Origin of the sequence: Pseudomonas sp. sp1636, assembly GCF_030376615.1 — a bacterium.
In the GTDB taxonomy this organism is placed as follows: Bacteria; Pseudomonadota; Gammaproteobacteria; order Pseudomonadales; family Pseudomonadaceae; genus Aquipseudomonas.
On the sequence record NZ_JARRAB010000001.1, the window covers coordinates 26,518 to 45,833 of the forward strand.

The 19,316-nt window shown below is 64.3% G+C and carries 16 protein-coding genes; 9 read left to right on the plus strand and 7 right to left on the minus strand.

Annotated elements, in window-relative coordinates:
* Positions 1-216: 216 nt before the first annotated feature.
* On the minus strand, positions 217-1,107 hold the full coding sequence (locus P8H27_RS00125; RefSeq protein ID WP_289634588.1) for an acyl-CoA dehydrogenase: 891 nt from the start codon (positions 1,105-1,107) through the stop codon (positions 217-219).
* 152 nt (positions 1,108-1,259) lie between these two features.
* Here P8H27_RS00125 and olsB point away from each other — a divergent pair, with 152 nt between their 5' ends.
* Together olsB and P8H27_RS00135 are read left to right on the plus strand one after the other, a co-directional pair.
* Entirely contained in the window at positions 1,260-2,018 is a 759-nt protein-coding gene (olsB, locus tag P8H27_RS00130; RefSeq protein WP_289634589.1) for an L-ornithine N(alpha)-acyltransferase, read from the plus strand.
* 124 nt (positions 2,019-2,142) lie between these two features.
* Positions 2,143-2,913, plus strand: a complete 771-nt coding sequence (locus tag P8H27_RS00135; RefSeq protein WP_289634590.1) for a 1-acyl-sn-glycerol-3-phosphate acyltransferase — start codon at positions 2,143-2,145, stop codon at positions 2,911-2,913.
* Between the two features lies 1 nt (position 2,914).
* Here the strand turns inward: P8H27_RS00135 and P8H27_RS00140 are convergent, their stop codons facing one another.
* Positions 2,915-3,763, minus strand: a complete 849-nt coding sequence (locus tag P8H27_RS00140; protein WP_289634591.1) for a universal stress protein — start codon at positions 3,761-3,763, stop codon at positions 2,915-2,917.
* 133 nt (positions 3,764-3,896) lie between these two features.
* Here P8H27_RS00140 and P8H27_RS00145 point away from each other — a divergent pair, with 133 nt between their 5' ends.
* Complete coding sequence (locus tag P8H27_RS00145; RefSeq protein ID WP_289634592.1) at positions 3,897-6,623, plus strand: cation-transporting P-type ATPase; 2,727 nt, start codon at positions 3,897-3,899, stop codon at positions 6,621-6,623.
* A gap of 216 nt (positions 6,624-6,839) precedes the next feature.
* Here P8H27_RS00145 and P8H27_RS00150 read toward each other — a convergent pair whose 3' ends face one another.
* Positions 6,840-7,421: an ACP phosphodiesterase gene (locus P8H27_RS00150; protein WP_289634593.1), complete on the minus strand. Its 582-nt coding sequence runs from the start codon at positions 7,419-7,421 to the stop codon at positions 6,840-6,842.
* A 128-nt stretch (positions 7,422-7,549) separates the two neighbouring features.
* Between P8H27_RS00150 and P8H27_RS00155 the strand changes: the two genes are divergently transcribed.
* Together P8H27_RS00155 and P8H27_RS00160 are read left to right on the plus strand one after the other, a co-directional pair.
* Positions 7,550-7,852: a helix-turn-helix transcriptional regulator gene (locus tag P8H27_RS00155; protein ID WP_289634594.1), complete on the plus strand. Its 303-nt coding sequence runs from the start codon at positions 7,550-7,552 to the stop codon at positions 7,850-7,852.
* A 40-nt stretch (positions 7,853-7,892) separates the two neighbouring features.
* Positions 7,893-8,942 carry an alkene reductase gene (locus P8H27_RS00160; RefSeq protein ID WP_289634595.1) on the plus strand — a complete coding sequence of 350 codons (1,050 nt, stop codon included), beginning with the start codon at positions 7,893-7,895 and terminating at the stop codon, positions 8,940-8,942.
* Positions 8,943-9,018: 76 nt separating this feature from the next.
* Here P8H27_RS00160 and P8H27_RS00165 read toward each other — a convergent pair whose 3' ends face one another.
* The 4 genes from P8H27_RS00165 to P8H27_RS00180 form a co-directional block, all read right to left on the minus strand.
* A complete protein-coding gene (locus P8H27_RS00165; protein ID WP_289634596.1) occupies positions 9,019-9,780 on the minus strand; it encodes an amino acid ABC transporter ATP-binding protein in 762 nt (253 codons plus the stop codon).
* Between the two features lie 11 nt (positions 9,781-9,791).
* Positions 9,792-10,889, minus strand: a complete 1,098-nt coding sequence (locus tag P8H27_RS00170) for an amino acid ABC transporter permease (protein ID WP_289634597.1) — start codon at positions 10,887-10,889, stop codon at positions 9,792-9,794.
* Between the two features lie 9 nt (positions 10,890-10,898).
* Positions 10,899-12,083 carry an amino acid ABC transporter permease gene (locus P8H27_RS00175; protein WP_289634598.1) on the minus strand — a complete coding sequence of 395 codons (1,185 nt, stop codon included), beginning with the start codon at positions 12,081-12,083 and terminating at the stop codon, positions 10,899-10,901.
* Positions 12,084-12,182: 99 nt separating this feature from the next.
* Positions 12,183-13,211 (minus strand): amino acid ABC transporter substrate-binding protein, encoded by a 1,029-nt coding sequence (locus P8H27_RS00180; protein WP_289634599.1) that lies wholly within the window; start codon positions 13,209-13,211, stop codon positions 12,183-12,185.
* Between the two features lie 483 nt (positions 13,212-13,694).
* Here P8H27_RS00180 and P8H27_RS00185 point away from each other — a divergent pair, with 483 nt between their 5' ends.
* The 4 genes from P8H27_RS00185 to rhlB all read left to right on the plus strand — a co-directional run bounded on the left by P8H27_RS00185 (position 13,695) and on the right by rhlB (position 19,070).
* Positions 13,695-14,381, plus strand: a complete 687-nt coding sequence (locus P8H27_RS00185) for an alpha/beta hydrolase (RefSeq protein WP_289634600.1) — start codon at positions 13,695-13,697, stop codon at positions 14,379-14,381.
* Positions 14,378-16,279: an acyl-CoA synthetase gene (locus tag P8H27_RS00190; RefSeq protein ID WP_289634601.1), complete on the plus strand. Its 1,902-nt coding sequence runs from the start codon at positions 14,378-14,380 to the stop codon at positions 16,277-16,279. The genes P8H27_RS00185 and P8H27_RS00190 overlap by 4 nt, the downstream gene beginning before the upstream one ends.
* A 195-nt stretch (positions 16,280-16,474) precedes the next feature.
* The gene (locus P8H27_RS00195) at positions 16,475-17,410 is read left to right on the plus strand and encodes a GGDEF domain-containing protein (RefSeq protein ID WP_289634602.1); all 936 of its coding nucleotides are present in this window, start codon (positions 16,475-16,477) and stop codon (positions 17,408-17,410) included.
* Positions 17,411-17,609: 199 nt separating this feature from the next.
* Complete coding sequence (gene rhlB, locus P8H27_RS00200) at positions 17,610-19,070, plus strand: ATP-dependent RNA helicase RhlB (protein ID WP_289634603.1); 1,461 nt, start codon at positions 17,610-17,612, stop codon at positions 19,068-19,070.
* Positions 19,071-19,316: the final 246 nt, after the last annotated feature.

The following is a 19,316-nucleotide window of genomic DNA, read 5'->3' on the forward strand; positions in this document are numbered from 1 at the left end:
GCATAAGCACCCGCAGGTTAAGCATCAAGGTCGCCACGATAGTCGTCCGTGGCGGCCTTGCAAAGCCTGCTGTAGTGGCTGCTCAAGGCCGTGACGCGACTGGCGCGGCGGGCCGCAACTGGCAACTCTGCCGCAGCTCGAGCCGACGACGCCGTGGCCAGGCGAAGGCACTAGCACGCCTTCGATGAGGCGAAACGGCGCTGGCGAGCGAGCACGTTACAGCTGCAGGCCCAAGGCGGCCTGGGCATTGGCCAGGCGTTTGCCGCGCGCCGCCCCGGCAATCGACAGCAGGCCGCGGTCGCGTTGCCACAAGGCGGCCCACTGCGCCGGCCCGGCGGCGAAGGCCGCGTGCAACTCGGGGTCGAGTGCGGCGAACTGGGCGAACAGCCCGGCCAGCAGCAGATGCGTGGCGGGTTGTGCCGGGCCTTGCCGGGCCACTTCGGCACAACCGGCGAGCAAGCCGAGCAGGCGCAACTGCAACGCCTGCGGCCAGCGCGACTCCTGCCCCACGCCATACAACCAGGCACCGACGGCGGCCAGCACGTGCAGATCCTCGATGCTGCGAAAAGGCTTCACGTAATCATCCCAGCCATCGCCGGCCAAGCGCGCGCAGTGGGCGCCGTCGAGATGCAGGCGGGCGTGGCCGATGTCCGGCATCAAGGGCAGCGCCGGCAGCGCCTCGATGCGCACCCCGGGATCGCCATTGCGCACCACGCCCAGGGCCAACCGCACCGCTTGCGCCGGCGGCTCTTCGCGGGCGGCGACCAGCAGCCAGTCGGCGGCATCGCCTGCCGTGACGAAATCCTTGCGCCCATGCAGCAGCAGGTCGCTGAGCCGGGTCTGCATATCCGCCGGGCGCACGCTCTTGTTCTCGGTGACACAGAGCGCGCCCAGCGACCAGGGCGCGGACGGCCACAGCACCCGCAGGGCGCCTTGATAACCGGCGAGGAAGGCCAGCCCCGGCGTCGCCGCCAAACGCCCGCCGAGCAAGGCCAACTCGAATGGCGCCGGCGTGCCCAGCCGCGCCAGCAGCGCGGTATACCACGCCTCCAGGTTGCTCGCGGCCGGCAGGCGCTGGTGGGTTTGCAACAGGATTGGCCAGGGCATTCGCAGTTCCTCAAACGGGTTGGAGTCGCAGCGGCTTGTCACACAAGCATCACCAAAACTTCACAGGGGTGACACCGCTGCTACCTAGCCTGAGCTTGCCCAACAAGATCGACCGGCTGCAAGACAAAAAGCTGGCCAACGGAGAGAACGGCATGACTCAGATGGCAATCACCCGCGACCGCACCACCCCAGCACGTCGCTTGCAAGCCGAGCGTCTGGTCGGCCCCGCTGCCCTGCGGGAAGCCCAGGCCCTGCGCTTTCGCGTGTTCAGCGCCGAGTTCGCGGCCAAGCTCAAGGGTGCCGAGCTCGGTCTGGACATGGATGACTACGACATTCACTGCCAGCACATCGGCGTGCGCGATCTGAACAGCGGCCGGCTGGTGGCCACCACCCGCCTGCTCGACCATCAGGCCGCCGCCGGCCTGGGGCGGTTCTACAGCGAAGAGGAATTCAGCCTGCACGGCCTGCCGCATCTCGAAGGCCCGCTGCTGGAAATCGGCCGCACCTGCGTCGACAGCGCCTACCGCAACGGCGCCACCATCGCCGTGCTCTGGGCCGAGCTGGCCGAAGTCCTCAACCGGGGCGATTACCGCTACCTGATGGGCTGCGCCAGCATCTCCATGCAGGACGGCGGCATCCAGGCCCAGGCGATCATGCAGCGCCTGCGCGAACGCTACCTGTGCACCGAGCACCTGCGGGCCGAGCCGAAGAAGCCGCTGCCGATCCTGGCGGTGCCGAGCAACGTCATCGCCGAGCTGCCGCCGCTGCTCAAGGCCTACATGCGCCTGGGCGCGAAGATCTGCGGCGAGCCGTGCTGGGATGAGGATTTCCAGGTAGCCGATGTGTTCATCCTGCTCAAGCGCGACGAACTCTGCCCACGCTACGCCCGCCACTTCAAGGCGGCGGTCTGAACCGACTTACCTTGTAAGCCGCTGCAGCCGCGCATTGCGAGTTCCGGGTTCGCGGCATTGCAGACTTGCAGCGAGTTCCAGGAACCGGTAGACATGCCGGCACTCGCGTCCCCCGGAGCCATCCATGGCGAAACTACGTTTATCTCTGCGTCTCCTGCGTTTGCTGGCGGTACTCGGCCTGGGCACCCTGCTGGCCGGGCTGCTGAATCTGCTGGAACCTTTGCTGCGGCATGACCCGATGAACCTGCGCCAACGCCTGAGCCGCTGGTTCTTTGCGCGCCTGAGCAATGCCCTGCCGTTTCGCCTGAGCGTGCACGGCGAGCTGCCGCAGGAACCGATGCTGTGGGTCAGCAATCACATCTCCTGGACCGATATTCCGCTGCTTGGCAGGCTCGCCCCGCTGTCGTTCCTGTCCAAGGCCGAGGTGCGCTCCTGGCCATTGGCCGGCTGGCTGGCGCGCCAGGCCGGCACCCTGTTCATCCGCCGCGGCGCGGGCGACGGCAGCCTGCTCAACCGGCAACTCGGCCAGCATCTGGGACAGGGTCGGCCGCTGCTGATTTTCCCGGAAGGCACCACCAGCGACGGCCAGATCCTGCGCACCTTCCACGGCCGCTTGCTGAGCAGCGCCATCGATACCGGGGTCGCCCTGCAACCGGTCGCCATCCGCTACCTGCGCGACGGCCGGCCCTGCCTGACCACGCCCTTTATCGGCGACGACGACATGCTCTCGCACCTGTTGCGCCTGCTCGCCAGTGACCCGATCGACGTGCAGATCCGCTTGCTGCAACCGATTGCCAGCGCCAGCCTGAACCGCAACCAACTGGCACGCCGCGCTCAAGCGGCCGTGGCCGGCGCCTTCGAGCCGGACAGCAGCACTCAGCGCCAGGCCGCGTGAATCAGCCCGGCGGCGGCACGCAGAGGATGTCGCAGGCCAACTCGGCCAGCAGCGCCCCGGCGACGCTGCCGAGCACCAGCCGCGGCAACCCTTTGCGCTCATGGGTGGCGATCACCAGCAGGTCGGCCTGGCGCTGTTGCAGCGCCTGGGCAATCACCTGCCGGGGTTGGCCTTCTTGCACCCGCACGCAGCCGTCGGGCAGGCTCAAGCCGGCGTCATGCAGGTTCGCCAGCAGCGTCAGCAAGGCCTCCTCGGTCTGACTCTCGAGTAAGCGCTGATCAATCGCCGCCTCCGTCAGCAACCCCAGCGGAAATGGCTCCTGGGCATACACCGCCGTGCAGTGCTGCGGGTCGAGCAGGCCCAGCCGCTGCGCACGCGTCATGGCCTGCACCGCACCAGGCGACAGATCCAGCGCCGCCAACACCTGCCGATAATCGGCAACGACCGGTTGCGCGACACGCAGTACCGGCAGATGACTGCCACGGATCAGCCGCTCCACGCTGGAACCCAGAAAGAAATCGCGCAGCGGCGTCTTGCGGTGACAGCCGACCACCAGCAGGTCGGCGTCCATGCCCAGGCACGCCTCGAAGATGATCGCTTCGACCTCGCCGCTGCTCACCAGCACCCGCGGCCGGCTGCCGGTCTGTTCGGCCAGTTGCTGCGCCTGCTCAGCGAGCAACCGCTCGACCCGCTGCACATGCTCGGCGACGAAGTCCTTAGGCGCATCGTCGTCGACCACATGCACCAAGGCCCAGTCGCCGCCACCCTGCTTGCGGATCAACTGAGCGGCACGCTGCAGCGCATGCGCCGAGCGTTGCGAAAGGTCGGTCGCCACCAGCAGTTTGATCATCTCGCTTACCTCGCCAGCCTGGGCATGCCCGGTTATTCAACTGCCGCGCATGTCCTGCGGTGTTGATACAGATCAGAGCATAGCCAGTGAATAAGGCTACTGTGCCAACAAGGCAATGCATGGAGAGGCCTGAATGGACACCCGACAACCAGCCCAGACGGCCCAGACTGCAACGCACTGGCACAGCGTCGATGCGCAACAGGCGCTCGCCGCCCTGCACGGCAACCCGGCGGGCCTTGCCGAGAGCGAGATCGCCAGCCGCCGGCAACGCTATGGGGCCAATCGCCTGCCGCCGCCCAAACGGCGCGGCCCGTTGCGGCGTCTGCTGCTGCAATTCCACAACCTGCTGCTGTACATGATGCTCGCCGCGGCGGCGGTCACCGCCCTGCTCGGCCACTGGGTGGATACCGCGGTGATTATCGCCGTGGTGCTGATCAATGCCCTGATCGGCTTCCTTCAGGAGGGTAAGGCCGAGCACGCCCTGGATGCCATTCGCGACATGCTGTCGCTGCATGCCATGGTGCTGCGCGATGGCGAACGCCGGGAAATCCCTGCCGAACAGCTGGTGCCCGGCGATATCGTCAGCCTGGTGTCCGGGGACAAGGTGCCGGCCGACCTGCGCCTGCTCAGGGTGAAGAATTTCGTCGTCGAAGAAGCGGCGCTGACCGGCGAGTCGGTGCCGGTGGAGAAATCCATCGCCCGCTCGGGCAAAGACGCGGTGCTCGGCGACCGCCGCTGCATGGCCTATTCCGGCACCCTGGTCAGCAGCGGCCAGGCCCTCGGCCTGGTGGTGGCCACCGGCCCGGCCACCGAACTGGGGCGTATCGGCAGCATGCTGCAACAGGTGCAGTCGATATCCACGCCACTGCTGCGGCAGATCGACGGCTTCAGCCGTTGGTTGAGCGTGGCCCTGCTGATCCTGGCGGTCGTCACCTTCGCCCTCGGCACCCTGTGGCGCGGGCAGGATCCGGCGCAGACATTCATGCTGGTGGTGGCGCTGACCGTCGCGGCGATCCCGGAAGGATTGCCGGCGATCATGACCGTGATCCTGGCCCTCGGCGTGCAGCGCATGGCCCGGCAAAACGCCATAGTACGGCGCTTGCCGGCGGTGGAGACCCTCGGTTCCGTCACCCTGATCTGCTCGGACAAGACCGGCACCCTGACCCGCAACGAGATGAGCGTGCAACGGCTGGTCAGCGCGCAGCGGGTCATCGACGTCAGCGGAGTCGGTTACGCCCCCACGGGCGGTTTCCATCTGGCTGGCGCGCCCCTGGACATCGATCAGAACCTGCTCGACATCGGCCGCGCGGCGCTGTTGTGCAACGACGCCCGGCTGGAGGAAGACGCCGACGGCAACTGGCGGCTGCACGGCGACCCGACCGAAGGCGCACTCGTCGCCCTGGCCCTGAAAAGCGGCCTCGACCCGCTGGCCACGCAGGCCGAGCTGCCGCGCAGCGACGCCATTCCCTTCGAGTCGGAACACCGCTTCATGGCCACCCTGCACCATGACCACAGCGGTCATGGGCTGATCTATCTGAAAGGCGCCCCCGAGCGGCTGCTGGAGATGTGCAACCGGCAACGCGGTGCCGACGGCGACCAGCCGCTCGATGCGGATTTCTGGCGACGCCAGGCCACCGACCTCGCCGCCCACGGCTTGCGCCTGCTGGCCATTGCCAGCCGTCCGGCCGATGCCGAGCAACGCAGCCTGAGCTTTGCCGATGTGCAACAGGGCTTCACCCTGCTGGCCCTGTTCGGCATCATCGACCCGCCGCGGGCAGAGGCCATCGCCGCGGTGGCCGAGTGTCGGCGCGCCGGCATCGCGGTGAAGATGATCACCGGCGATCATGTCGAAACCGCCCGTGCCATCGGCGCGCAACTGGGCATCGGGGTTGGCCGGCCAGCGCTGACCGGTGCCGAAATCGAGCTGCTCGACGAACCCAGCCTGCGCAAGCTGCTACCCGGCATCGAGGTGTTCGCCCGCGCCAGCCCGGAACACAAGCTGCGCCTGGTGCAGGCCATGCAGGCCAGCGGCGAAGTGGTGGCGATGACCGGCGACGGAGTCAACGATGCGCCGGCGCTGAAGCGTGCGGATGTCGGCGTGGCGATGGGCCACAAGGGCACCGAGGCGGCCAAGGAAGCGGCGGCAATAGTCCTTACCGACGACAATTTCGCCACCATCGCCGGGGCCGTGCGCGAAGGCCGGGCGATTTACGACAACCTGAAGAAGTTCATCCTGTTCGTCCTGCCCACCAACGGCGGCGAGGCCCTGATCGTAATCGCCGCCATCCTGTTCCAGCTGACCCTGCCGCTGACCCCGGTGCAGGTGCTGTGGATCAACATGGTCACCTCCATCACCCTGGCCCTGGCACTGGCCTTCGAACCGTCCGAGCGGGGCCTGATGAGCCGCCCGCCGCGTCCGCCGGCCGAGCCGCTGCTCACCGGCTTTTTCGTCTGGCGCGTGCTGATGGTGTCGCTGCTGATGATGGCCGGCGCCCTCGGCTTGTTTCTCTGGGAAATGCAGCACGGCAACAGCCTGGAAAGCGCGCGCACCATGGCCGTTAACACCGTGGTGATGGGCGAGATGTTCTACCTGTTGAACAGCCGGCATATCTTCGCCTCGGTGCTCAATCGCGAAGGCTTGCTCGGCAATCCCAAGGTGCTGCTGGCCATCGCCGTGTGCCTGGCGCTGCAACTGCTGTTTACCTATGCAGCGCCCATGCAGCAGGTATTCGGCTCCAGCGGGCTGAGCGGCGGTGAATGGCTGCGCGTGGTGCTGGCCGGTTTGCTGCTGTTCAGCGTCGCCGAACTGGAGAAGGCGCTGATCCGCCGCTTCCACCTGCATCCCCACGCGCGGGGCTGAACCCGGTGCGCGCGGCCGCCTAGGCCGTGCGCACCGGCTGTGTCCCGGATTGCATCCGGCGAGTAATGTCGCGCAACTTGTAGGAGGCGCGCCCCCGCGGCGAATGCAGCCCGCAGGGCTGCCCAGCTATCGCCTGGCGGGCACGGGTTAAAAGCTCGCCCCGAGGTCGGGCCTCCCACAGAAATACAATCCGGGCCTTGCACATAAACATAGGATCTACGGCTCCACCCGCAAGCGCCGGGCGAACTCGAGCAGCTCCGGGTAGAACTGACGGAAATCCTCGCTCAGCGGCACGTACAGGCGCTCCAGCTCGAGCAGGCTGCCATCCAGCAGGCCTGGCCGTGACAGGCGCCGGCCCATGCCGGCGATCACCTGCTCCAGCACGGCGAAATCGCGGTAGCTGCCCAGCCAGTCCTGCGCCGCCATGCGCGGCACAATCAGGGCCAGGCGCTCGGGCAAAACCGGCTCGGCGGCCAAGAGCCGGTACACCCGCCCGGTGAACTGCGCCAGCGGCTCGTCGGCGTAATCCGCCCAATGCAGCGCCAGGCAATGGTCGAAGAACAGATCCAGAAGAATCCCGGCACAGCGCCGCCGCTCGGCGGGAAAACGCGACCGGGCCTGGGCCAGCAGCGCATGGCTGTCGGTAAAGGCATCGATGCGCCGATGCAGGGCGATGGCGGCTTCGATATCCGCCGGCCACTGTCCGCCCAGCCGGCCTTTGACGAAGTCGCCATACAGGCTGCCCAGCAGTTGCGCCGGCGCGTCGCCGCCGAGGTGTAGGTGCGCGAGGTAGTTCATCTGCCGAGCTTACACATCAGTGCGGTCGATGAGCACTATCGGCACGAACAATCTGTATATCGTCAGGCACCGATATAAAGTCCGCTGCATGCCGATATGGCGCAACCGCAACCCTGGAAACCCCGTCCATGCCCATCGATATCGATGAAGTCATCAAAGCCCTGGCCCATCCGGTGCGCCGCGACATCCTGCACTGGCTGAAAGATCCGCAGGCGTACTTCGCCGATCAGGATCACCCGCTGGAGAACGGCGTGTGCGCCGGCAAGATCGACCAGCGTACCGGGCTGTCGCAATCGACGGTGTCGGCGCACCTGGCAACCCTGCAACGGGCCGGGCTGGTGACCAGCAGCAAGGTCGGCCAGTGGCACTTCTTCAAGCGCAACGAAGAAACCATCCAGGCGCTTGTGCGCCATATCAGTCACGAGCTTTAACCCACCCGATCCCTGCATGACAGCCGCTGGAGAATCACCCATGCCTACACTTTTCGACCCGATCAAGATCGGCGAGCTGGAACTCGCCAACCGCATCATCATGGCGCCGCTGACCCGCACCCGCGCCGACGCCGGGCGCGTGCCCAACGCGCTGATGGCCGAGTACTACGTACAGCGCGCCTCGGCCGGGCTGATCATCAGCGAGGCCACCGCGGTCACGCCGATGGGCGTCGGCTACCCGGACACGCCCGGCATCTGGTCCGAAGCACAGGTGCGCGGCTGGAGCAATATCACCAAGGCGGTGCATGCCAATGGCGGTAAGATCGTCTTGCAACTCTGGCATGTCGGGCGCATCTCCCACCCCAGCTACCTCAACGGTGAACTGCCGGTGGCGCCCAGCGCCATCGCGCCGGCCGGGCATGTCAGCCTGGTGCGGCCGATCACCGAATACGTCACCCCGCGCGCCCTGGAAACCGAGGAAATCGCCGATATCGTCGAGGCCTATCGCCAGGGCGCGGAAAACGCCAAGGCGGCCGGTTTCGACGGCGTGGAGATCCACGGCGCCAACGGCTACCTGCTCGACCAGTTTCTCCAGGACAGCACCAACCAGCGCAGCGACCGCTACGGCGGCTCCCTGGAAAACCGCGCGCGGCTGATGCTGGAAGTCACCGATGCGGTGATTGCGGTGTGGGGCGCCGGCCGGGTCGGCATGCACCTGGCGCCGCGCGCCGACAGCCACGACATGGGCGACAGCAACCGCGCCGCGACCTTTACCTACCTCGCCCAAGAGCTGGGCAAGCGCGGCATCGCCTTTATCTGCGCCCGCGAGCAGGAAGCCGATGACAGCCTGGCAGCGAGCCTCAAGCAAGCCTTCGGCGGCGTGTTCATCGCCAACGAGCGCTTCACCAAGGAGCAGGCCAACGCCTGGCTGGCCGCAGGCAAGGCCGATGCCGTGGCCTTCGGCATCCCCTTTATCGCCAACCCGGATCTGCCCGCCCGCCTCGCCGAAGACGCCACGTTAAACCAGCCGCAGCCGGCAACCTTCTATGGTTCCGGGCCGGTCGGCTATATCGATTACCCACGGTTGTAACGCTGCCGGGCGCGTGAAGTGACCCGCTGAATGAAAAAAGGAGCCGAAAGGCTCCTTTTCTCATTGCCGCGGGTTCTCAGTGCAGGATCTGGCTGAGGAACAGCTGAGTGCGCTCGTTCTGCGGATTGGTGAAGAAGGTTTCCGGATCGGCCTCCTCGACGACCTCGCCCCTGTCGAGGAACAGCACCCGGTTCGCCACGGTGCGGGCAAAGCCCATCTCGTGGGTTACGCAGAGCATGGTCATGCCGTCTTCGGCCAGACCGACCATGGTGTCCAGCACTTCCTTGACCATTTCCGGGTCGAGTGCCGAGGTCGGCTCATCGAACAACATGATTTTCGGTTTCATGCACAGCGCCCGAGCGATGGCCACCCGCTGCTGCTGACCACCGGAGAGTTGTCCGGGATACTTGAGGGCCTGCTCGGGAATGCGCACGCGCTCCAGGTAATGCATGGCCACTTCCTCGGCTTCACGCTTGGGCATCTTGCGCACCCACATCGGCGCCAGCGTGCAGTTCTGCAGCACGGTCAGATGCGGGAACAGATTGAAGTGCTGGAACACCATGCCGACTTCACGGCGAACCGTCTCGATGTGCTTGAGGTCATGGGTCAGTTCGGTGCCGTCGACCACGATACGCCCTTGCTGGTGTTCCTCCAGGCGATTGATGCAGCGAATGGCCGTCGACTTGCCGGAGCCGGATGGACCGCAGAGAACGATACGCTCGCCCGGCTGCACGCTCAGGTTGATGTCCTTGAGTACGTGGAACTGACCGTACCACTTGTGCACGCCCTCCATCAGGATCATCGGCTCAGCGCTGGTTTGTTTAATTGCTTCAGACATTGCAAGGGCTCCTAACGCTTATGGCCGGTCTCGAGCTTGCGCTCCAGGTGCATGGAGTAACGGGACATACCAAAACAGAAAATCCAGAAAACCAGGGCGGCGAACACATAGCCTTCGGTGGCCATACCCAGCCAGACCGGGTCGGTAGTGGCTTGTTTGATGCTGTTGAGCAGGTCGAACAGGCCGATGATGATCACCAGGCTGGTGTCCTTGAACAGGGCGATAAAGGTGTTGACGATACCCGGAATCACCAGTTTCAACGCCTGCGGCAGAATCACCAGACCCATCATCCGCCAGTAGCCCAGGCCCATGGCCGCAGCCGCCTCGTACTGGCCTTTGGGGATGGCCTGCAAGCCGCCACGCACCACCTCGGCCACATAAGCCGACTGGAACAAAATCACCCCGATCAGCGCCCGCATCAGCTTGTCGAAGTTCATCCCTTCGGGCAGAAACAGCGGCAGCATCACCGAGGACATGAACAGCACCGTGATCAGCGGTACGCCGCGCCAGAACTCGATGAAGGTCACGCAGATCACCCGAATCGCCGGCATGTCCGAACGCCGGCCAAGCGCCAGCAGGATGCCCAGCGGCAAGGCGCCGGCGATACCGATGGAGGCAATCACCAGGGTCAGCATCAGGCCGCCCCAACGGGTGGTGGATACCGTGCTCAGGCCGAAGAAACCGCCATGCAGCAGCCAGTAGGCCAGCACGGGGTACAACAGCAGGAAGGCCAGACCGTACAGCGCCTTGCGCGGCATCTGCGGAATGAACAGTGGCGCCGCGCCAATCACCGCCATCCACAGGGTCAGGTCGACGCGCCAGCGCAGTTCGGTCGGATAGAAACCGTACATGAACTGGCCGAAACGCTGCTGGATGAACACCCAGCAGGCACCGTCACCGGTGCAATCGGCACGGGTGGTTCCGATCCAGTTGGCATCGATGAAAGCCCACTGGATCAGTGGCGGGATAATCAACCAGACCAGGTAGCCGGCGAACAGGGTCAACAAGGTGTTGAACCAGTTGGAGAACAGGTTGGCGCGCAGCCAACCGAGCACGCCAACGCTCAGCAGCGGTGGCGGTAGATCGGGTTTGAACGTATGGGTTTGCATGGCTGCTCCTTACCGCTCGATCAGCGCAATGCGCTTGTTGTACCAGTTCATCAGCATGGAAATACTGATGCTGATGGCCAGGTACACGCTCATGGTGATGGCGACCACCTCGATGGCCTGGCCGGTCTGGTTGAGGACAGTGCCAGCGAACAAGGAGACCATGTCCGGATAGCCGATACCGGCGGCCAATGAGGAGTTCTTCGCCAGATTGAGGTACTGACTGGTCAGCGGCGGAATGATTACTCGCAGTGCTTGCGGGATGATCACCAGACGCAGGGTCTTGCCCGCGGGCAAGCCCAAGGAGCGCGCCGCCTCGGTCTGACCATGGCTGACCGAGAGAATCCCGGCACGCACGGTCTCGGCGATAAAGGCGGCGGTATAGATGGTCAGCGCCAGGGTCAGGGCCATCAGCTCGGGGATCATCACCCAGCCGCCACGGAAATTGAAACCGCTCAGCGCCGGCGTAGTCCATTGCAGCGGATTACCCGTCAGCAGCACGGCCAGCGCGGGCAGCCCCAGCAGCAAAGGCAGCGCACCCAGCGACACGGGAAAGTACTTGCCGGTCGCTTCGAAGCGCGCCTTCGACCAACGTGACAGCAACACCACGCCGATCAGCGCCACCGCTATGGCAGCGGCAAAGGTCATGAAGCTGTCGGTGGCGCTGGGTGACGGCATGTACAGGCCGCGGCTATTGAGGAAGAAAGTCTGGCCTATCTCCAGGCTCTGCCGCGGCCCGGGAAGCGAGAGCATCACCGCGAAGTACCAGAAGAAAATTTGCAGCAATGGCGGGATATTGCGGAACGTCTCGATATAGACGGTGGCCAGCTTGCTGATCAGCCAGTTAGGCGACAACCGTGCTACGCCGAGAATGAAACCCAGGATAGTCGCACCGATGATACCGATCACCGACACCAGCAGGGTATTGAGCAGGCCGACAAAGAACACCCGTCCGTAGGTATCGCTTTCCGTGTAGTCGATCAGGTGCTGGGCAATGCCGAAGCCGGCACTGTTGTTGAGAAAGGCGAAACCGGAGGTGATCCCGCGGTTCTCGAGATTGGTCTGGGTGTTGTCGAACAGATACCAGCCGAGCGCCACAACGACGATAACGGCAAGAATTTGGAATAGCCATCCGCGCACCTTGGGGTCGGTCCAGACCGATCCCCGTGGGTGCGAGGCATTTGCAGGAGTTTGCATAGGAGCCCTCTTGGAACCCCCATACCCGCATTGGCGGGTACGGGGTTCACGTCATCTAGAACCTGCCAGCGCCCCAGGACGGGATGCTGGCAAAGACGATCAGCGCACTGGCGGTGCGTATTGCAGACCACCTTTGTTCCACAGGGCGTTGAGGCCGCGCTCGATCTTCAGATCGCTGCCGGCGCCGACGTTACGGTCGAAGCTCTCGCCGTAGTTACCCACTTGCTTGACGATCTGCACCGCCCAGTCTTTCGGCAGCTTCAGATCCTTGCCGAACTCACCTTCGCCGCCCAGCAGACGGGCAACATCCGGGTTCTTGGTGGTCTTGGCCACTTCTTCGACGTTCTTCGAGTTAACGCCCAGCTCTTCGGCGTTGACCATGGCGAACAGGCTCCAGCGGACGATGTTGAACCACTCGTCATCACCCTGACGCACCACCGGGCCCAGCGGCTCTTTGGAGATCACTTCCGGCAGTACCACGTACTCCAGCGGCGCAGCCAGCTTGATGCGTTGCGCGTAGAGTTGCGATTGGTCGGACGTCAGCACGTCGCAACGGCCGGACTCCAGCGAAGTGGCGCTCTCGTCGGAAGTATCGTAAGTGATCGGGGTGTACTTCAGACCGTTGGCGCGGAAGTAGTCGGAGAGATTCAGCTCGGTGGTGGTACCGGCCTGGATGCACACGGTCGCACCGTCGAGTTCCTTGGCACTGGTAACACCGAGTTTCTTGTTAACCAGGAAGCCCTGCCCGTCGTAGTAGTTGACGCCGGCGAAGTTCAGGCCCAGACCGGAGTCGCGCGAACTGGTCCAGGTGGTGTTGCGCGACAGCATGTCGATTTCGCCGGATTGCAGCGCGGTGAAGCGCTCCTTGGCCGTCAGCGGGCTGTATTTAACCTTGGTTGCATCGCCGAACAAGGCCGCTGCCACTGCGCGACAGACATCGACATCGAGGCCAAAGTAATTACCCTTCGCATCGGCGTAGGAGAAGCCAGGCAGACCATCGCTGATACCGCACTGAACGAAACCTTTCTTCTGTACCGCGTCCAGGGTAGCGCCGGCATGCACGAAGCCGCTGATGCCGAGAACGGTTGCGGTAGTCAGAATAGCCAGGGTGGATTTCACCATCTTCATTAAAACCTCCAGTTGCTTTTGTTGTGTTTGGAGTCTCGGCCCTACCTCCGTACCCTTATGGGGCTCGTCGATCGTGTCGGCAGCAACGCGATCAACCGGGGATCAGACCTTAAATGCGAGTCTAGTTGCTGATCGTTACCTCAGCCATTAAAGCTCTCGCTCGCCCATTGGTCGAATGGACTGGAGACGGATAGCGCTTCGCTTATCGGCCAACATGCCGCATTTGCCGAGTCTTGTGGAAACCCCCATCAAATGGCTTCCCGTCTATTCCGTACCCGGTTTGGTAGCAGTGTTACCGTGCCGGGCGACAGCATGAATCCCGCTTGGTTACGCAAAGCCCGTACCAGAACCTCGCCTTTATGGCGATACGCTCAGGTCAAGAGCAAAACTTGCAACCTTGCGACATCTTCTTCACAGAATAGCCACTCACTAAAATTTCAGGTGCATTAAAAGTTGCGCAATCGCACCACCCTGGAGCTACCCATGAGCGACCCGTTGATCCTTCAGCCCACACTCGCGGCCGACGCCTGCGTCATTTGGTTGCACGGCCTGGGGGCCGACCGTTATGACTTCCTGCCTGTGGCCGAGGCATTGCAGCAGCCTTTACGCAGCACCCGCTTCGTCTTGCCGCAAGCGCCCACCCAACCAGTGACCATCAATGGCGGCTGGGCCATGCCCAGTTGGTACGACATCCTCGCCATGAGCCCGGCACGGGCGATCAACCGCGAACAACTGGAAGCGTCGGCCCGGCAAGTGATCGCGCTGATCGAAGCGCAGCGCGACAGTGGCATCGACCCGGCACGGATCTTCCTCGCCGGGTTCTCCCAGGGCGGCGCCGTGGTTCTGCATACGGCCTTCCTGCGCTGGCAAGGGCCGCTCGGCGGAGTCATCGCCCTGTCCACCTATGCGCCAACCTTCAGTGACGAAATGCAACTGGCAGATACAAAAAGACAACTGCCGGTACTCTGTTTGCATGGCAGATTCGACGACGTTGTGCTGCCCGCCATGGGCCGTGCAGCCCATGATCAACTGGCCGCCTGCGGCGTCGCCGTGCAGTGGCGCGATTATCCGATGGCCCACGAAGTGCTGCCGGAAGAAATCCGCGACATCGCCGACTGGCTGGCGCAGCAGCTGAGCACGCCAACGCCACGAGCAGAGAACAACACATGACCAGCCAACCCAGCATTCGCGGTTTAGCCGATATCGAACAGATCGAAGCCACCCCGCTGGCCGAGCGCAACCTGCCGGCCAGCACCTACGAACTGATCCGCCGCACGACCGCGGCCCAACCGGACGCGCCGGCGCTGTCCTTTGTTCTGCAGGGCACTGCCGACGAGTCCGCCTATCGACTCAATTACCAGGAACTGCTGGGCAAGATCACCCAGACGGCCAACGCCTTTCACCGCCTCGGCCTGCGCCCGGGCAAGGCGGTGTCCTTCCTGTTGCCCAACCTGCCGCAAACCCACTTCACCATCTGGGGCGGCGAAGCGGCCGGGATCGTCAACGCGATCAATCCGCTGCTCGAACCCGAGCATATCGCCGAGCTGATCGAGGCCGCCGACTCCGAGTTGCTGGTGACCCTGGCGCCCTTCCCCGGCACCGACCTGTGGGCCAAGGTCGAGTCGCTGCGCGGCCGGCTCCCCAATCTCAAGGCGTTGATCTGCGTGGACATGGCCAACCTGCTGGACGAACCGCAGCGCAGCGCCCTCAAGGCGCAACGCGGGCCGTTGCCGGAAGGCGTGTTGGACTTCGACGAACTGATCGCCGCCTGCCCGGCCGACCGGCTGGAAAGCGCCCGCCAATTCCACCCGGACGACATCGCCAGTTACTTCCACACCGGCGGCACCACCGGCACCCCGAAACTGGCCCCGCACAGCCACGGCAACGAAGTGGCCATGGCCTACAGCATGAACCTGGTCACCCGCTTCGCGCCTGGCGACGTGACCCTCTGCGGCCTGCCGCTGTTTCACGTCAACGCCGTCATCGTCACCGGCCTGACCACCTTCGGCGGCGGTGCCGAGGTGCTGCTGGCCACCCCGCAGGGCTATCGCAACGGCGCGCTGATGCAGAATTTCTGGCGCCTCATCGAGCGCCACAAGGTCAGCTTCTTCAGCGGCGTGCCGACCATCTTTGCCGGCCTGCTGCAGGTACCCAGCGAGGGCCACGACCTGAGCTCGCTGAAATACGCCCTGTGCGGCGCCGCGCCGATGCCGGTGGAACTGATCCGCCAGTTCGAGGCCAAGACCGGCCTGACCCTGATCGAAGGCTACGGCCTCACCGAAGGCACTTGCGGCAGTTGCGTCAACCCGCCAGCCGGCGAGCGCCGCCCCGGCTCCATCGGCCTGCGCATGCCCTACTGCGCGGTGAGCATCAAGCTGCTCGACGAGCAGGGCCGCTACCTGCGCGATGCCGCGCCAAATGAAATCGGCAACCTGTGCATCCGTGGCGCCAGCGTGTTCAAGGGCTACCTGCAAGCCGGCAAGAACGCCGGCATCTGGGTCGACGGCGACTGGTTCAACAGCGGCGACCTGGGCCGCATCGATGCCGACGGCTACATCTGGCTGACCGGACGCAGCAAGGATCTGATCATCCGCGGCGGCCACAACATCGACCCGCAGATGATCGAGGAAGCCCTGCACAGCCACCCCGCCGTGGCCTTGGCCGCCGCGGTCGGCAAGCCCGACGAGAAGGTCGGCGAACTGCCGGTGGCCTATGTCCAGCTCAAGCCGGGCAGTCAGGCCAGCGAAGCGCAGCTACTGACGCATGCTGCCGCGCATATCTGCGAACGCGCAGCCGTGCCCAAGGAAATCTGGATCATCGACGCCATCCCGCTCACCGCCGTGGGCAAGACCTTCAAGCCGGCTCTGCGCCTCGATGCCATTCGCCGCGTCTATCAGGCCGCAATGACCGAGTTGGACACCGCCATCCGCGTCGAGGCACTCAGCGACGAGCACCTCGGCCAGCTCGCCCATATCCATCTGCCGCGCCGCGACAGCCAGCTGGAGCAGGCCGTGGCCGAGCGTCTGGCGGGGTTCGCGGTTGCCACCCGACTGCACTGCAGCGACTGAGTGCCACCTGGGGCGCACGGACGCGCCCGACCGTGATGCATCCCACAGTTCGCACGCACAGGCCCGCCACACTTTTGCCGAGGATTGCCAGCCCCCGCCCACAGGCATACAGTGGGCGTTGGTATTGCCTATACGACAGGGAGTGTTAGCGATGTCCACCACCTTTGCCAGCCTGCTGCGCACACGCCTCGCACGATGAAAACCTCACGCAGGCAGGCCAACCTGCAGCAAGTCCGACAACTGCACCTGTTCAACAATGTCGCGACCAGCAGCGTCGACCAAGCGCTCAAGGAGTTCCGCATCTGCGACCTGGAGCCTGGCGAAATCCTCCTGTCGCCGTTCAACCACAACCAGCACCTCTACCTCCTGCTCAAAGGCCAACTCAAGGTCTACCTCGGCTCGCTGGACAATCCGCCGATCAGCACCCTGCACGCTGGCGACTGCGCCGGGGAAATCAGCTTTATCGACAACCATCCCCCTTCCGCCTATGTGGTGGCGACCGAGCCGAGCAGCATGCTGCGCTTGCACCGTGAAGCCCTGATCAAGCTGTTCCAGCAATCGCCCCAACTGATGCACAACCTGCTGGAACTGCTCTGCACCCGTCTGCGTCAAGGCAACCTGCTAATTCTCAACAGTGAGCAGAACGCCAACGTCGACACCCTGACCGGCTCGTTCAACCGCCGCTGGCTCGAGCACATGTACGAACGCGAGAGCACCCGCTGCGCCTTCAACCAACAGCCTTTGAGCCTGCTGATGCTGGATGTCGACCACTTCAAGGCTTACAACGACCAACATGGCCATCTGGCCGGCGACTACGCCCTGTGCCTGGTGGCCCACACGTTGCGCAATCAGCTGCGCGCCAAGGACAGCCTGGTACGCTTCGGCGGCGAAGAGTTTGTCATTCTCCTGCCGGAAATCGCCGCTCCGGAGGCGCGCAGCATCGGCGAGCGGTTGCGCCATAGCCTTGAGAACGTCACATCCTTCTATTCGTCGGTCGGGCTTTTGCCCGGGGTCACGGTTTCCATCGGCTTGGCGCAAATGGATCCGAAAGACAGCCTGCAGAGCCTGATCGCCCGTGCCGATGGCGCGCTCTATAAAGCCAAGCAGCAAGGCCGCAACTGCCTCTGCTAACATCCGCCGGCAACGCTGACGGACAAGCCCTGCTCACCCGGTCAATTGCCAAGCCGATTGGCGCGAAGACGCGTCAACCCGCCGAGGCCCGGCGCGACAAAGCGGGTCGATAGCGCCCGCCAGCCATGGCACTTCGCCGCACCGGCTTCTTGCTTTACACTGGCAGCCGTTCACTCCTTAACCAATTGACGAGATGACCGTGCTCAAAGCACTCAAAAAAATATTCGGCAAAGCCGAGGGTGAGCAGCCCAGCCCAACCAGCACGCCTGCTTCGCCAACCACGCCCCGTAGCGGCGACACCCACCCCGCGCAACCCAGCCACACGGCCAAGCCGCACAAGCCGGCCAGCGATAGCGGCAGTGCACCTGCGGCGGCGGCCAACCAGGAGAAAGCGCCGGTCAAGGCCGACAAGCCCCGCCGCCAACGGGCGGCCAAGCCGGCGAACAGCTGGAAGCTGGAAGACTTCGTGGTCGAACCGGCCGAAGGCAAGACCCGCTTCCATGACTTCAAGCTCTCCCCCGAGCTGATGCATGCCATCCACGACCTGGGTTTCCCCTACTGCACGCCGATCCAGGCCCAGGTGCTCGGCTTCACCCTCAGAGGCCAGGATGCCATTGGCCGCGCCCAGACCGGCACCGGCAAAACGGCCGCCTTCCTGATCTCGATCATCACCCAGCTGCTGCAGACCCCGCCGCCGAAAGAGCGCTACATGGGTGAGCCACGCGCGCTGATCATCGCGCCGACCCGCGAACTGGTGGTGCAGATCGCCAAGGACGCCGCGGATCTGACCAAATACACCGGGCTCAACGTCATGAGTTTCGTCGGCGGCATGGACTTCGACAAACAGCTCAAGCTGCTCGAGTCGCGCTATTGCGACATCCTGGTGGCCACCCCGGGGCGCCTGCTCGACTTCAACCAGCGTGGCGAGGTGCACCTGGACATGGTCGAGGTGATGGTGCTCGATGAAGCAGACCGCATGCTCGACATGGGCTTTATCCCCCAGGTGCGGCAGATCATCCGCCAGACCCCGCCAAAGAACGAGCGCCAGACCCTGCTGTTCTCGGCGACCTTCACCGACGACGTGATGAACCTGGCCAAGCAGTGGACCACGGAGCCCGCCATCGTCGAAATCGAGTCGGAGAACGTGGCCAGCGACACCGTCGAGCAGCACGTCTACATGGTCGCCTCCAGCGACAAGTACAAGCTGCTGTACAACCTGATCGCGCAGAACGACTGGATCCGGGTGATGGTCTTCGCCAACCGCAAGGACGAAGTGCGGCGCATCGAAGAACGCCTGACCCGTGACGGCATCAGCGCCGCGCAAATGTCCGGCGATGTGCCGCAGCACAAGCGGATCAAGACCCTCGAAGGCTTCCGCGAAGGCAAGATCCGGGTCATGGTCGCCACCGACGTGGCCGGCCGCGGGATTCACGTCGACGCCATCAGCCACGTGATCAACTACACCCTGCCGGAAGTGCCGGACGACTACGTGCACCGCATCGGCCGCACCGGTCGCGCGGGCGCCAGCGGCACCTCGATCAGCTTCGCCAGCGAAAACGACGCCTACGCCCTGCCACCGATCGAACAACTGCTGGGGCGCAAGATCAACTGCGAAATGCCGCCAGAAGAGTTGCTCAAACCGGTGCCGCACAAGCGCTAAGCGCCAGCCGGCAGGAAACAGAAAAAGGCGAAGCCAAGCGGCTTCGCTTTTTTATTGGCTATGTCCCGTTAACAGGCCGTTGAAGAATGTCGCCGAGGCAGCCAAGGCCAGGCCGTTTTTAACGCACTATTGGCAACGCAGGTAGTTTTTCAACAGCCGGTTAAGTGTTGAGTCCCTGACACAGCCAAGGCTGACAGCGGCAAGCATGCGCCACCCACAGGCAACCAGCGGTCATGCCTCTTGCCG